Source organism: Pseudomonas sp. LBUM1656, assembly GCF_059716065.1.
The window spans coordinates 1,637,788-1,654,148 of sequence record NZ_CP166800.1 but is presented as its reverse complement, the minus strand read 5'-3'; the positions used below and the strand labels follow the sequence as shown (position 1 = coordinate 1,654,148).

The 16,361-nt window shown below is 56.4% G+C and carries 4 protein-coding genes and 1 pseudogene; all 5 read right to left on the bottom strand.

Translation table 11 applies throughout. The features are described 5' to 3' along the window. Nucleotides 1-185: 185 nt before the first annotated feature. Entirely contained in the window at nt 186-530 is a 345-nt protein-coding gene (locus tag ACA072_RS07315) for a hypothetical protein (RefSeq protein WP_497623796.1), read from the bottom strand. Continuing rightward, complete coding sequence (locus ACA072_RS07310; RefSeq protein WP_497623795.1) at nt 527-13,474, bottom strand: hemagglutinin repeat-containing protein; 12,948 nt, start codon at nt 13,472-13,474, stop codon at nt 527-529. Before ACA072_RS07310 ends, ACA072_RS07315 begins: the two co-directional genes overlap by 4 nt. 24 nt (nt 13,475-13,498) lie before the next feature. After that, nucleotides 13,499-15,205, bottom strand: a complete 1,707-nt coding sequence (locus tag ACA072_RS07305; RefSeq protein WP_497623794.1) for a ShlB/FhaC/HecB family hemolysin secretion/activation protein — start codon at nt 15,203-15,205, stop codon at nt 13,499-13,501. A 240-nt stretch (nt 15,206-15,445) separates the two neighbouring features. Continuing rightward, a complete protein-coding gene (locus tag ACA072_RS07300; RefSeq protein WP_497623793.1) occupies nt 15,446-15,550 on the bottom strand; it encodes a hypothetical protein in 105 nt (34 codons plus the stop codon). Nucleotides 15,551-15,927: 377 nt separating this feature from the next. Continuing rightward, nucleotides 15,928-15,999 (bottom strand): annotated as a pseudogene (locus ACA072_RS07295) (tRNase toxin domain-containing protein); the annotation flags it as partial. Nucleotides 16,000-16,361 lie beyond the last annotated feature (362 nt).

Sequence of the window (16,361 nt, the reverse complement as noted above, 5' to 3'; positions counted from 1 at the left end):
CTCAACAAATAAACCCGCCCCCTTTAGCATTCTTTTCTCCCCCCTCTTACCCTAAATGAATCTGCCCCCTTATCCCTGCTAAATAAATCTGTCCCCATATCCGTTGTGAGGTGGGGAGGCCGGCCAGATGATTCTCAGATTTACTTGCTTATGCCAAACAAACAAATCCGTCTCCTTCACTTTCGCTAATGCTTTTCTTCTCCCTTATAATCAAAATCTTTCGGCACCTCAGGCCACGAAGCATCTCGCAGTAGAATATCAAGATCGTCATATATATCTCGAAAAAAATTAGCGAGATCCATAAAATCCACACGAACATCTAATAGGGCTACTTTCAACATAATATCATCTTTGCTTTTTTGTGCAGCCATAGCCCTGGCAATATTATCAAATCCCTTCTCCATTCTTTCAGAGAACTCCACCCCCCAATTCAGCTTATAATCAGCCTCCCACTCACCACCATTAAAGTCACCTTTCCTATCCTTTACCAACTGAATAATAAAACTCTTTACCACATCTAAATCATTCATTTTAGTTTCCTGCCTGCTGCTATTGCCTTATCTGTCTTCTCAATATTCTTCGTACCGTCCAGATTTAAAACAAATTTCACATCCCCGAACTTATCAAATACTTCCAGATGATCCTTATGCAAATTATCCAAATATATTTGGTCGCCCTTCTTGATATTCGCTCCAATTTTTTCAGTCGCTTTAAATACACTCTGCCCCTGAAACCTTTTTGACGTTTTTCTAGTGCCCTCAGACAGCTCACTACCAAATCCAGGCTGATTAAAAAAATCTTCCATTTTTTCAATCTTTGTAATCGTAGGTCTGCTTGGGGTAGATACTGGATCAGTGCTTGGTTGTTTACCACCGACTTTTGTGCTGACTGCTAGTACCCTACCAACCCCCTTTATACCCTCACCTACCACAGTATCAATCAGGAAATCGATAGCCATGACGTAAGGCTCGCCTTTAAGAACGCCGCCGGCTTTCTTGGCCTTCTCGTGCTCTTCCCTCATGAAAACTGGATCACGGTCAGTCAGCGCGGCTGCCAAGTCGATCGCAGCTTCCTCTTTCAGCGCCTTGTATTGGTCCCCTACCTGCTTTTCGATCAATGTGTGTATTGCCACGCCGACCGCTAGTTTCAAGGGTCCCATGATTGCCTGAATAGACAGCGTTACGAACTGCATTTGTTCTGGGGGGAGCTTGTGGGCAAGTTCCAATGCACTTATGAGCGGCTTGAGCATGGCCTCGCCCGCGTTGCGAGGGAGATCGTTGATGTTTGTTACCCCCAGCTCCACAACCTGACCCCGCCGCCAGTTGTCTTGAGTGACGACTTTGCACGTCTGGCAGGCTTCGACCTTCCCATCAAAAACCGCCGCTTCTTTTGCAAACTTGTCCAGTTCGCTCAGAAGCCCCTCTGGCAGCAGATCAAAAGTTTCCGGGTCGATACCTTCTAGAACGAGGTTTTTGGTAATCGCGAGGGCGCGCTCGTCACCAAATGCTTCACGAACCTTTTGCGGCACGTCATTGATGTCTACATGTTGAGCCTGAATTTCATTCCATCTGGAAGCAATGGAACCAAAAATCTCGGTAGCCTGTTTTTTCTGGATCTCGTCGAAGTTGATGACATTGCTAGTCCATCTATCGAGTGTTTTTACCGGATCTCTCACCGCTTCAACTGAAGAACTGCTGACATACAGATCCGTACGATGCTCCTCGTCCCGAGTCACTTCATAGGCCTTGGTCACATCTCGATTAAGCCCAGCCGTGGAGTCCTGCCCGGTAGCCTTGTCGTGACGCACGACAATCTCGCCCGCCCCCACCGTAGCGTTCAGTGTCTGCTCGCGATCCTTTGTGTAGTTGTAACCCTCCACCGCCCAGCTATTTTTATCCCCTCCTTCCATGCCTTTATTGGGCTTGTCCGCCTGAGCCCCGCCGCTACTGCCGTAGCTACCGCTGACATTGAGGTAGTAACCGTGCTCGTTGTCCTTGCCAGTAATATTGCGGAAACCCAAAGTGTCTGTGTCGAGTTTGAGATTGCCATTATCAGCAGCAATCACAGAACCATCGAGTTGGGTGTGGTTTTCGGTGCGGATATCGACTTTGTTTTTGCCGCTGATGACCGTCTGATTTTCGACCCAGTTGGTTTTACCATTGGTTTGGCCATAACCCAGAGAACCGCTGGCCGTTACGCCGAAACTGACTGCCACAGTAAGGCTGGCATCGAACTCTTTGCCCTCGACCTTGCCGGTGTTCGGCACCGACGTCACGGTGAGGTTGCGCCCGACATCACCGATCACTTCGTCACCACGTAGTGTGGCACCCGCGATCGTAGTATCACGGCCGCTTTCGAAACTCAGACTATTACCTGCGTGCAGATTGGCTTCCTGCTGCTTGACACCTTGGCGGTCAAGATCGCCTATACCGACGTTGGCAGAGCCATAGACCCCAAAACCGTCCTGGCCGGCAATGATGCCGCCTTCCGCTCCCCAGCTGCGACGAGTGTTTTCGCTGCTGTAGGCATTTTGTGCCGACAGGATATTCAGGTCGTTGCCGGCCTTGAGTTTGATGTCCCTTTCGGCGGTCGCCTGTGTGCCGATGAGCGTCAGATCGTTTTTTGCGTCCAGGTTGATGCTGCCACCGGCATTAAGGTGCGTCGCAGAAGAGGTGCCTTGACTCGACTCTCCCTCGTTGCCGGCATTACTGATACCGACGCCCAGTTTGAAACCACCAGTGGTGCCGCCCTTGATGCCGCCCTTGCTTTGGGTCTGATTGTCTTCGCTGTTTTCGGCACCGTGTGCCACATCGAAGGTGATGTTGCGGCCAGTGACATTGATATCGCGACCGGCATCGAATTGGCTGCCTTTCACGTTGACATCATTTTCAGCCTCAAGCGTGATATCACCACCGGCCGTCAAGCTGGATGGACGATGTGTCACGGACGTCTGGGTCTGGGTCTGGCTGGTGCTCGAGCTGCCGATATGCCCGTCGAACTTCGGACCGCTGAAAAAATTATCCAGCGCATCGACCGACTTCAGAACGCTGGAACCCTTGCTGACCCCATCCTCACCTTTGCCGGTGCCTTTGAGGCTATCAACGGTGTTGCCAAAGTTGTAAGCAACAGTCGTGGTACTGCCCGTGCGTTTCACGCTGTCACGGGTGGTGACGATGCTGGCTTCTTCCGCCGCATCAATATTGATATTGCGCCCGGCTTTGAGCTTTATGTTGTTTTCGGCCTCTAGGTCGGCCCCCTGCTGGTTGATATCACGGCCGGCTGTGACATTGAGGTTCAGTCCGGCATCAATGGAGCTGCCCGCTGCGGTGTAACCGCTGCTGTCGACACCATGCTTGATGGTTTCATTACCGACAAACGTGGTGTACCCGTTGTTATCGACGGTTTGCTTGAGGCCGAAGCTCTTATCGGTTTCCCAGCTGTTGCTGCGCTGCTGATCAGTAGAAGCAACCACGTTGACATCGCGGCCGGCATCCAGCTTCGCGTTGTTATCGGCGCTGATGCCGCTGCCAATGATGTTGATGTCACGGGCGGCATTCAAAATCGCGTCATGCCCTGCATTGACCTGGCTGCCAACGCTGTTGGAACTGACGACTTCGCGTCCCTCCTTGTGTGACGCATTGAAGGTAATGTCACCTCCGAAACTTGGTGTACCGACCGCCCACCCCATTGCATCCTTGAGCGTCAGGCCAAGCTTTTTCTTGTATTCCTCGGCACGGCTGTAAGCCAGGTCATCGGCGGATGAAAGCGTGATATCACCCGTTTTATCCACCAGTCCGGCATGCAACTCAGCATCGTTGTCGGCGTTGATTTCACTCGCGTTCAAGCGCACGTCACGCCCCGCAATGACAACGGCATCGTGCCCGGCGCTCAGTTCGCTACCGATCTGAGTGACGGTGGTCTGCAGTTGGCTCTTGCCGCTGCTCGACATACCGAACAAGCCGGTTTTGGTCTTTTTGCTGTAATCGCCGGTCTCTTCGGTGGCAGAAAGAACCGCTACGTCGTTGGTTGCCCCGACCACCAGGTCGTTACCCGCTTTCAACTGACTTCCGATGATGGTGACATTGCGGCCGCCATCCAGGCTGACTGCACCATCCTCATCCTTGGAAGTGTTTACGGTAAGGTCGTGGCCGGCTTCGATCACTGAGGCAACGTTGGTGCTGTCGTAACTCTCTTTCTGGGTAGTGCTGCTGCGCCCGAACGAACCGGTCTTTTTCTTGTAATAGTAGGAAGAACTCTCGTCTTTTGCCGAGGCTACAGTGATGTCCTGAACCGCATCCAGGCTAATGTCTTCCTGAGCCTTGATGCGACTGGCAATAATTCCCAGATCGTTACCGGCATTAAGCGCTATGTCGCGACCGGCATTCAGCACGGACGCCTGCTGGGTGGTGCTGTGAGTTTCCTCCGCCCGTTTTTTGCTGCGCGAGACGTAATCGCTCTCGTTAGCCGCCGACGTAATGATGATGTCGTTGCCTGATTCGACACCGATATCCCGCTTGGCGTCCAGGCGACTGGCAACGACCGCGACATCCCGACCAGCACTGATCGACAGATCTCGGCCAGACATCACTTCTGCGCCGTACTGAGTAATGGTCTGATTGAGGAAATTGCTGCCACGTGACGTGGTATTTCGGTCCTGAACCGAGGTGATATTGACGTCTCGGTCAGCGTCAAGCTCCAGGTTCTGACCACTCTTCATCACACCGCCAATGTTGTTGATATCGCGACCGGCATCAATGCTCAAATCATTGGCCGCCTCGATCCGCGCCGCGTTATCCAGATAGTCACGGTGGCGCACATTCCCGCCCCCGATGGTGTCAACACTCGTCACATCACGCTGGTTGATCACATCACCATTGGTGGCCGTCAGCGTCACGTCACGACCGGAAATAATGCCCCCCGACTTGTTGACGATGTTGTTGCCCGCCTTCAGCGTCAGGCGATCACCCGCCTCGATCAGACCTGAGTTGGTCAGGTCATTTCCAGCCTCGGCTGACAGGTTATTGGTAGCGCGCAAGGTCCCGGCGTTGTTCAGATCCTGGCCGGCTATCAGGGTGACGTCGCCGCCCTGGATCAATGCGCCATTGGGCGCGAGACGGTTGTTCGCCTGGGCCAGATACAGCACGGGCACCAGCACTTTTTCACCATTCACCACATGTTCTTCGAGCCAGACGATGTCGCGGGTCAGCGCCGCGACTTGCTGTGCGGTAAGGGTGACGCCCATCGACAAATTCAGCTGGTTCTTGCTGGCGATGGCGTTGTTCATCAGGTACTTGAACATCGCTTCGTCAGAGGTCTGACCGTCGAGGAAACGCTGGCCGGTGCGGGCCACGATCGATTGCTGTACCAGGCGTTGTTCGAACAAGCCATCCCCCAGGCGCTTGGCGCTGGTGTCCGGGTTGTAGCCGAGGTTGCTCAGCAGGTAATCCGAACTCATGAACTGCTTGAGGTCGGTGAGTACAGGGTTGGTCTCGATCAGGTATTTGTGCGGGTTGGAGCGCACACTGACGTCGGGCAAACCCTGCACGCGCGGAACGCTCATCGGTCCACTGGCGCGGTTCGGCAACAACACGCCCACCGGGCCATCGCTAGCGGCGGCATTGACGCTGACCATTGCCATTTTGTCGCTGAAGTCCACCGGCGGACGGCTCGCCAGGGCCAGGTCACGGGCCTTGACCGAAACCGGGTCATTTTTGTCGAACTTGAACTCGGTAGCCTTCACCAACGTGGAGTCCTGATCGCGCTGGATCAGGTCTGAATTGATGTTGCCGATGACCCAGTCTTGAGCCGGAACCACAGTTTGCTCGGTGCCGTCTTTACGGCTGAGACGGAACAGACCGTTATCGCCGGTCGGCAGGGTGAAACCAGGAAGTGCCAGCGGGTTGACCTGTTGCTGCGCCAGGTCCGGCGGTAACTGTGAGTTGATGCTGATGACGGTCGGGGCGACTTGACCGGCGAGTTGCGTAGAGCCTACGCGCGGTCCTCGGGTGCCAGGAGCGTAGCCGTCACGAAGCACGGTATTGGTCAGATCTTTTGTAGCGTTGATGTACACCTTGCCGCCGGCCTGAACCACAGCATTGGCGGTGGACGACGGGCTGCTTTCGGTAATGGTGTTCTCAAAAAAACCGGCATTTTTGACGAGGGCAGGCGCTTCGGTGCGTACACCGCTGTTATAGCGAGGTGCGGGGACGCTGTATTTTCCACCGCCGAACTCGATCCACACAGGGCCAAATTTCACGTAAGGCGTCGACTCGCCTCCTTGCTTGGTCAGTACCCGCGTATACGATTCATCACCGTTACTGTTCCACAAACGAATGTTCGGTCGGACAAAATCCCCTTGACCGGCGATGTAGCCGAGTTCGCCAGAATCATAAAGTGGATCATTGGCTGCGTTGTAATCCAGTATCTGGTTCCAGAAGCTCAAGCTTTCGCTTGGAATCTCAAACGACCTCCTGACGCTATAAGTACCGACCGCCGCGCCTTCACTGGTGAAATTCTGAAGGTTGAGCGTCATGTCGTTTCCGGCAGTGACGGTGGACACCTTGTTAAGGAAAGTCCCGCCACTTACCAGCAGATTTCGTCCAGCGGTGAACGTCGCAGAAGCAGAGTCCTTGACGATTTCAGATTGATAGTTCTCCACCCACACCAGGTGGCTTGGGTATTGCTGCATGTAATTTTCAAAGGAAGAACAGGACTTGCACTGGACACCAATGGCGCCAGAAATCAGCCCGCCACCGGCCACCTCGAACACGTCCTTGCGGTTCTCGATGTAACTGGCTGCCATGGTGAGGTCGCCGACGCTTTCAATGGTCCCCGAGATGTTGTTGATCGATGAACTCCAGCCATTGCTGTCATCCCGGGCGATGCTGATGTTGCCCATGCCATAGATATCGGCGAAACGGTTGGTCAGTGTGCCCACCCGCAGGTCCATATCGCCGCCGCTGAATATCAGGCCGTTCTGGTTGAGCAACGAGTTGCTGTTGATGCGCAATTTTCCGGCGCTGCCGAGGGTGCCGTTGTTGATCAGCGAGGCGGCGTTGACGGTCAGGCTGTCAACTGACGTCATGCGCCCGAGGTTGGTCAGGCTGCCTCGGCTGGTGACCGTAGCGGTGGACGCACCGGTGATGCTGGCCGCGGCCGTCAAGTCGATCCGGGACGCGGTGAGCCCCATATTGCCGAGGCTGCTGATACGCCCGTTGCCCCCGTATGCCCCACTCAGGTCAAAATTCAAAGTCCCGCTGCTGGCAATGAGGCCATCGTTGGTCCAGTTAACGCCGCTGCCAACGAAACTGTCGGACGCCAATAACTGGCCGCCAGCGGTTTGCCTCAGATTATTGACATTGACCGTCAACCGTCCGGCCTGAATCACACTGCTGTTGGTCCAGCTGTCCGCATTCAGCGTCAACCCGCCACGGGTCACCATCGTGCCGCCGGCGTTCATGACGTTGGCCGTGGAGATGTCGAACTCACCGACACCCACATGGGTCACGGTGCCGCCGGAGTTCAGGAAGCTCGGCGTGTTCAGCGTCAGATCGGTGTTGGCGGTTTCCAGCAGGCCATTGCGGTTATCGAACTGGCTGCCGATCTGGAAATTGGTTTTGCCGCCGTAGCCCAACGCACGCAGTTTGCCGCTCTGGTTATCGAGGCTGACAGCACGCACTGCCAGGGCTCGGGCGCTTTCGATCAGGCCGCCGCGGTTGGTGAGAGCGCCATTGAACCCCAGATCAATCCCGTTGCCGCTGATCTGACCCGCGTTGTTGTTCAGCGAGCCGCCAACAACGTTGACCAGACCTTTGGCGTAGATCCCGCCGCCGCTGTTATCGATTGCAGCATTGCCGGCATTGAGCAAGATGTCGCCAGTGTTGGCGGCGATACGCCCGCCATCACTGTAGATTCCGCCCAAGGCTTGCAGGTCGAGGCGGCTGCCTTCGAGCTTGCCGCCCTGGCCGTTGCGCAATACGCCAGTGAGGCGGGTTTGCAGTAAACCTTTAAGGCTTGAGAGCACACCGCTGCGGCTGTCGAGATTGGCGGCGGTGATGGTGAGGTCGCCGTTTTGAGCGATGATTTTGCCGCTCTGGTTAGCGATATCGCCGCCGGTCACATCGAGAGTCATTGCGCCCAGGCTTTGCAATGCGCCGCCAGCGTTATTGAGGGATTTGGCGCTGAGGGTCAGGCCGGCGTCACGGCTGTAGATCAGGCCATCAGCGTCATTGCGGACGTTGCCGGTGGCGGTAAGGGCAAGCTGTCCGTTGGCTGACAAGGTGCCGTGCTGGCTGTTGTTCAAATCACCGGTCAACAGCGTCAACAGCCCTTGGCTGAGCAACTGGCCGCCCTGGTTGTCGATGCTGGCGGAACGCTTGATCACCAGTGGGCCGGTGCTGCCGAGCGCGCCATTGACGTTGGTCAGCGCACCGATCAAGTCGAGGGTAATGCTGTCTTTGCCGACCAGGCTGCCGTTGCTGTTGTCCAGGCTTGTACCGGTGAATGTCAGGGCTTTTTTGCCAGTGATGTCCCCGGTGTTGTTGTTCAGGCTCGACGCTTTGATATCCAAGGTGTCGTCGCTTTTGATCACGCCGCCCGCAGAGTTATTGATCGGGCCTTGGGTCATTGTCAGGGTTTGCTTGCCATAACTGCTGACGATGCCATTGCGGTTGTCGAGACTGGCCGCGGTAATGGTCACGTCGCCGTCGGCACCGATGCCGCCCTTGACGCCCTTGCCGGTATTGATCAACGCGCCGCTGAGGTCGATGCCCAGGTTACCGAACTGGCTGGAAACCGAGCCCTCCTGACTGTTATCGAGACTGCCGCCCGTCAGGGCCAGTTTCTTCCAGCCGGAAACCAGACCGCCCTGGTTGTTCAAACGGGTGGCGTTGAGCGTCAGTTGATCGTTGCTGATCAGATTGCCGCCTCGGTTATCCAGCGCATTGCCTGTCAGACTGAAGCTGTGGACGCTTGAAATTTCGCCTTGCTGGTTATTCAGGTCGCGCAGGTGAGCGATGCTCAGGACGCCTTTGGTGTTGATCAAACCATCCTGGTTGTTCAGGTCGGCCGGCGCGGTGCCCAAATCGATACTGATGCCTGTGCCACCGAACAGGTTACCGCCAAGGTTGTTCAAGCCGTTGCTGTTGAGGGTGAGTTGCCCGGTCGCGTTGATCAAGCCTCTTGTCAGGTCCTGGATCTGGTTTGTCAGCAGCCCGTCGACGGTGATCTGAATATCGCCATCACTGAGTATTTTGCCAGCGCTGGTATCAAGGCTCGCGGCACGAACCTGCAAGGCAGCGGCGGCGATTTTGCCCTTGACCGAGGTCAGCGCGTCGTCGATTTGCAGCGTGAGTTTGTGGTTGCTGAGCAGTTGGCCGTCGCTGTTGTCCAGTTGCCTGGCCGCCAGTACGAAGGCCTGTTCGCTGGAGATTTCGCCGTGACGGTTGTTCACGTCGGCAAGGTTTTTCAGTAGCAATTGGCCCGGCGCGTTGATGAAGCCGTCCTGGTTGTTCAACGCCCCGCCGTTCAGGTCAAGGCTCAAAGTACCCTTACTGAACAGCCGGCCACCCTGCTGATCCAGTCCGGTGATGTTAGCGATCAGCGAGGTGGCCGCGCTGACGCTGCCGCCGGTATTGGTGACTTGCCCAGCGTTCAGCTCCAGACGATCGCCTGCGTAAATCGTGCTTTGGTTGCTGTTATTGAGCGCGCCGGTGCTGATACTGGCGTTAGCTTTGCTGCTGATCGCGCCTTTTTGCTGGTTATCGAGGCTGGCGCTGTTGAGGGTCAGTGTCGTGTTGGTCAGTAGCTTGCCGCCCTGATTGCTGATGGCGCCCTGGGTGACGACCGTCAGCGCCTTGGCACTGGAAATTGTGCCACCGTTGTTGCTCAGGTTTTGTGCGTTGAGCGCCAGTTCACCTTCGCTGATGAGGCTGCCCTGATTGTTGTTCAGATCGGACGATAGGTTGAGCGCAAGATTTTTCTGTGTTGTGAGGCGACCGCTGTTTTCCAGGGTCTGTCCGGTCAGCGTCAACCCGGTATCGCCGGACAACAGGCCTTTATTGCGGTTGATGACGTTGCCCACGGTCAGCGCGAGGTTGCCGTCCGCCAGGATATGCCCGGCATCGCTGTTGTCGAGTTGTTGGCCGATCAGCGTCACATCCGCCTTGCTCGACAATTCGCCGCTTCGGTTATCGAGGTTGTCGACGGTCAGTTTCAGCGCTTTTGTCGCCCCTACCAAACCCTCCTGACGGTTATCCAGGCTGGCGGCTTTTACTGTCAGGCCGTCATCGGCAATGACCAGGCCGGCCTGGTTGTTGAAGGCATCGGTGACCGTAAGATCAACCTCGCCACGACCACGGATTTCACCGTTGTTGTTATCCAGGCTCGCACTGCGACTGGCGAGGCCAGCCGACTTGATCAGGCCATGGATGTTGCTCAGTGCGCGGTCGATGACGAGGGTGAGTTTTTCATTGCTCAGCAGCTTGCCGCCGTCGTTGTTCAGGCTTTTGGCGTTAATGCTGTAGGCCTTGGCCGCGGAAATTTCACCCCCGCTGTTGTTCACCTCGTTGAGGTTTTTCAACAGCAACAGACCCGGTGTGTGGATGTTCCCGCGCTGGTTGTTCAGCAGGCCGTTGTTCAAGTCGAGGGTCAGGTCGCTGTTGCTGAACAGCTCGCCGCCATCCTGATCCAGGCTCGTGACCGAGGCGTTCAACTGTTGCTGACTGCCAATCTGCCCGGCCGAGTTATTTACGTGCCTGGCCGTCAGGTCGAGGGAGCCGTCGGTTGCCAGACTGCCGCCGTTGCTGTTGTTGAATTCACCCGTGGTGACGGTCGATGAGGCTTTGGCGCTGATCAGGCCTTTGTCGCTGTTGTCGAGGCTGGCGCTGACCAGCGTCAGACCTATTTGCGAGCCGATCAAACCGCCCTGGTTTTGCAGGGCTGCCGCGACGTTGAGCGACATGGCCTGGAGGCTCGACAGGTTGCCCAGTCGGTTGTCCAGGCTGCCGGCGTTGAGCACCAGTGTGCCTTCGCTGCTGATCAGGCCTTGCTGGTTGTTCTTGAGGCCGTCGAAGGTCAACGCCAGGTTGTTCTGGCTGACGATCTTGCCGCCCGAGTTGTCGAGCCCGACACCCGTGAGCGTAACCGCGCCTTTGCTGACAATCTGGCCGGCAGTCTGATTGATGATCTGATCGACCTTGAGTGCCAGGGTCGTATTGGACAGCACTTTGCCGCTGTCGCTGTTGTTCAGGGCCGCGCCGTTGATGTGCAGGTCGGTCTGACTGGACAGCGAACCGCTGCGGTTGTCGATTTGATCGACGTTGACGGTCAGTGTTTTGAGGGACGCGACCAAACCGTCCTTTCGGTTGTCCAGCGACTTGCCGGTCAACGTCAGGTTGCCCTCGGCAATCAACTCGCCAGCCTGCTGGCTCAAGGCATCGATATTGGCTTCGATATCACCCTTGCCGGAGATACGGCCACTATCGTTGGCAACGTCTTTGGCCTTGATGGACAGCGGTCCGGTGGCTGTGAGCAGGCCACCATTGCGGTTGTCCAGTTTGCTGCCATCAAAGGTCAACGCCGCCTTGCTTTCCACCCGCCCCTTGTCGCGGTTATCCAGTTCGGTGACCTGCAGTTTCACCGCCTGATCGGCACGAATCACCCCGCCACGGTTGTCGATGTTGCTGCTGCTGACGTTCAGGGTATTCAGGCTGGAAATCTTGCCGTTGCGATTGTCCAGGCGCGTGGCCTGCACATCCATCGCGCCATTGGCCTGGATCTGCCCTTTGCTCTGGTTGTTCAGCAGGCCGCTGACGCGGGTGGTCAACTGACCTGCGCTGCTCAGCGTTCCTTGCTGACTGTTGTCGAGGTTTTGCGCGCGGACGGTCAGGGCTTGTTGCGCCCCCAGGGTGCCGCTGTTGTTGTTGATGGCGCCGCTGGCGGTGATGTCCAGCAGACGTCCAGCGGTCACCAGACCGGCGACGTTATCCAGTGCGGCCACGCTCAGCGTCATGTCGGCCAAGCTGCTGAGTTCACCGCTGTTGTTGTTCAGTCGACCGATATTACCGGTGAGAAGGCCGGTGCTGTTGATCACTCCGTTGGTGTTGAACACCTGACTGGCATTGAGGTTTAGCGTGCTGTTACTCAGTACTCGCCCCTCGTTCTGATTGTCCAGAGTGGCGGCGGTGATGCGGGTAGTTTGTCCGGTGAGCGTGCCGCCTTGGTTGCTTAATGTCTGTGCGGTATTGATCGACAGGTTGCGGCTGGCAACCACGCTTTTGCCGCTGTTGTTGAAATTCTGCGCGGTCAGGCTTACATCGCCATTAGCGTTACGACCGTAATCGGGATTAACCCCGGCCTCGATGATGCCGTTGTTGGTCAACTGCCCACCGGTGCTCAGGGCAATGCTGTCGCGGGCGGCGAGGGTTTGCTGGCTGCTCAGGTTGCCTTGGGTTTGCACGTTTAGCGCGGTGCCCGCATACACCGGACCGCGAGCGTCGAGGCTGGCGGCTTTGACGTTTACGGCGCCGTTGGTGGCCGAGGTGTCGACCAGGCTCAAGTGGCCGCTGGCATCGAGCTGAATGTCGCCACCGCTGGCGATCAGTTTGCCGTCGAGCTTCACCCCGACGCCCGACTCTGTGCCGACCAGTTTGATCGCCCCGGCATACATCCCGCCCAGCGCCGACGAGTCAATGGCCAGTTGCGGTTTCGCGCTGCCGTCATCGGCGCGCGCGGTGGCGTTGAGCGTCTGCGCGTTGACGTCGTTGCGACCGGCCACAATCGTCAGGTTCTTCGCCTGGATTTCGGCGTTGATCTTCGCGCTGCGGGTGATGATTTCGAAGCTGTCGACGTTGTTGGCGTTCAACCCGGCGCCGTCGATGGAGACGCTGCCCTGATCGACCTGGAAGCGATCCAGACGACCGTTGTCGAGCACCGGTTTGCCGGTGGTCAACGTCACACGCGGGGTGTTGATGAAACCGCAGCCGTTGCAACTGATGCCGTAAGGGTTCGCCACGATGACGCGTGCCGACTGCCCCGCCACTTCCGTATAACCGCGCAGCTGGCTCGGACTGCCGCCGACCACTTCGTTGAGGATGGTTTGCGCCGCGACCCGGTTGGTGAGGTTGGGGTTGCCGACGATGATGCCGCCCAGTTGCGTCGCACCGGTCTGGTTGGCGACGTTGTTGAGGATGACGCCTTGGGTGCCGACGTTGTAATCGTGAAACTGGTTATGCGACAGCCCCGTGCCATTGGGCGTGGCGATGTTGACGATCGGCACGCCATTGCCCGCCTGGCCGAGGCTGGTGCCCGGCGAGGCCACGACGATCCCCTCGGCTTGGGCCCACATCGGTTGCCAGAACATTACGTTGGCCAACAGGAACGCAAGTCCGCGCTTGGGCATGCCCCAAAAGTGCTCGCGGGCTTTCACGGCAGAAGAAGGCTGACGGCTCAGGAAGGCGAATTGACGGGCGTCCATGTCGAAGGTCTCGATGCGGCGAAATTAGAGGAAGAAATCCATGCGGAAATAGATCGGCGCTTCGCGCTCGGTCAGGGTGTCCGGGCGTTCCAGGGAGTGGGCAAAAGTCACGCTGGCGGCGAGGTGCTGACCGCGAGCGAACACCTCCACCGAGTTGCTGGAAAGGCGTCCGTGCTGGTCGCCGTTGTAGCGATCGCCACGAATCACGCCCTGGTCGTAACCGAGGCTGGTGCCGTATTCGGCGAACACCGGGCGCAGCCATTCCAGCGTCACTGGACGGCTCCAGCGCAGGTCGTTGCGCCAGTAACCGCCGCTGTCGCCGGACAATGATTGATCCTTGTAACCGCGGATCGACGACTGCCCGCCGAGGCTGGTGCGCTGCGGGCTGAACAGCACGTCTTCACTGCGTTGGCCGGTCATCAGGCTGCTGAAGCTGAACGACTCGCCCCACAGCTTGAACGGTTGCAGGTAACTCGCGGTGGCGGTGTATTTGCGATAGCGCGCATCCGGTTCGCCGGGCCCCGGGTGACCGTTGCCCTGCGCATCGAACGCGCCGATGCCTTGCTGCATGCCGAGGTCAAGGTTGACGAAGGCACTGCCGACTCGCCGACCGTGGTTGATGCCGAACTGCGCTTCGCTGATGCGGTTGCTGCTCAGTTTGAGTTTGCTGTCTTCGATGAAGTTGTTGGTGCGCAGGTACGACAGGCCGGTGCTGAGGGAGGTCTTGCTCACGGCATCGCGATGGATCACCCGCTCGGCGCGCAGTTGATGGTTCTCGCTGTCGCCGGTCTGCTTGAAGTTGAAACCGTTGGCTTGCGCCTGCGAGCGGTATTCACTCTGGCTGTAGGTGTAATTGAAGTTCCACCAGCCCCATGGCAGGTTGTAATTGAGCAGCGCGTTGTTGGAGGTGTGCTGGTGATCGGTCATCGCATCGTGACCACCGCGCAGATTCAACTGATCCGCCAGACCCAGCGGACTGTCCCAATCAAACGTGGTACCCCACTGCTGTTCACCGGTGCTGCGCTGGCCGTCGTTGCTGCGAGACAACCCGGCACGCCACGGCTTTTGCGGCGTGTTCTTGACCAGCACTTCGCTGCCCCCAACGTTCTTGCCCGGCGCCAATTCCATCTGTGCCTGATTCGACGGCAAACGGTTGAGCTGATCGACCAGTTGCTCGATTTCCCGCAGGTTGACCAGCTCACCGGTCTTGCCGGGAAAAGCCATGCCCAACTCGCGGTCCGACAGCTTGCTGCCCTGCGCACCTTTCAATCCTTCGAGCTTGCCTTCGACCACCAGCACCTTCAGATGCCCACCGGACAAATCCTGCTGCGGCAAGTAGGCACGACTGGTGACCAGGCCTTTTTCGATGTAGTGGTCGGTGATGACTTTCAGCAGTTCATTGAGCTGCGTGACGCCCAGGCATTGACCGATGTAAGGCTTGAGCAGGCGGTTTTTCTCTCCCTCGGAAAGGCTGTCGGCACCTTTGAGTTCGATGTCCTTGATCGGGAAGCAACGGGTTTCAGCAGGCGCTGCCGGTGTGGCGGGTTTGACTGCCTTGCCGGGTAATTCCTTGAGCTCTTCGAGACGCCGACGCTGCTCTTCGAGCAGGCGATCCTGGCGTTCACGGATGAGGTCGGTTTCCCCAGGAGTGGGGGCGGCGTAAGCAAGATTTAGCGGAGACAGGCACAGCAAAGCCAGGCACAACCTCGCCGCAAGGGCGGCTGGGTACATGTTCGATCCCTCGAAATGGAGACTGATAGCACAATAGTGGCGCGATATTAGATGGCCACTATTTTGGCGTCAATATATGGATCCATTCTGGGCTGGAGGCCGACGAACGGTAGATTTGAGAGAAATGGAAGGAGGTCACGTGAGGAGGCATAGGCCGCTGAGTAATGAAAAACGGGCGCCCTGTTGGTCGCCCGTTTTTTGCTTCATTAGTATCCCGCCCCGTTTTTTCTAAAGCTCCCTTTACTTCAGCGGTCCCAACACGTCATTGGTAAAAAATCGGGTAGCCTCATCCGAGGCCCGCTCCATTCCAAAGTAACAAGTAACAAACTCGAATTTCTTGGCCATTTCCTTCGAGAACGCAAAAAAATACCAATGGCATCGACATCCTGCAACCCGACATCATCCTCATCAAAACTAATATCAAGATCAAACTTACCTTGATACCTAACAACTCGAATGAGTGCTGAGTCTACGTTCACACCCATAAATTTCAAACTCCGGACATTGACAAGCACACTCAACGCGCCATCAAAATCAATTGCAGCGCGGACTGCATCGAGTTCAATTCCCCCATTGCTCCAGACCGGAAAATCTTCTGAACACTCAGCACTGACTACGGACTCACTCCGCATCAGCAACAACTGTTTCCAGCAAGGGCAACACCACGTCCTGCCTGACGTTCTCAAATACTATTTCCAATAGTCCGGCCATACTGCCATCCATTAATCAATGAACCCTTTGAATGAACCGTCCATATTCAATCTTACACCTCGCCCATCCACCAGCATTTTCTCAAGGAATGTCTGGCCTTATCCGTCGTGACAGGAGAAAGGGAAATAAGAGGAAAACAAAGGGATAGATTTATCTTTCAGCTCAAGTTACTGATTTAACGCTTGCATGATGATGCAAACTAACCCTCAAGCTATCTTCCGATATAAGAAAACTTCAAAAAATACAAAAACCAAAAAAAAACAAGCGGAGGGATTTGTTTTCTGGCCAATGCACCAGACCAAACAAATAAATAATAAAACCACTCCGCCTTTTCCGCTTACGCTCTCACGCCACGACTAAAACACCAAGATGGGACACACACCATGACGGGTAGAAACAACATAAGACTCTAAACCATTTCTATCAGCAACTATTCTAATGAAAC

Excerpts from the sequence above, each read along its gene's own strand:
- ACA072_RS07315 (WP_497623796.1), bottom strand. The coding sequence starts at position 530 with ATGAATGATTTAGATGTGGTAAAGAGTTTTATTATTCAGTTGGTAAAG.
- ACA072_RS07310 (WP_497623795.1), bottom strand. The coding sequence starts at position 13,474 with ATGGACGCCCGTCAATTCGCCTTCCTGAGCCGTCAGCCTTCTTCTGCC.
- ACA072_RS07305 (WP_497623794.1), bottom strand. The coding sequence starts at position 15,205 with ATGTACCCAGCCGCCCTTGCGGCGAGGTTGTGCCTGGCTTTGCTGTGC.
- ACA072_RS07300 (WP_497623793.1), bottom strand. The coding sequence starts at position 15,550 with ATGGCCAAGAAATTCGAGTTTGTTACTTGTTACTTTGGAATGGAGCGG.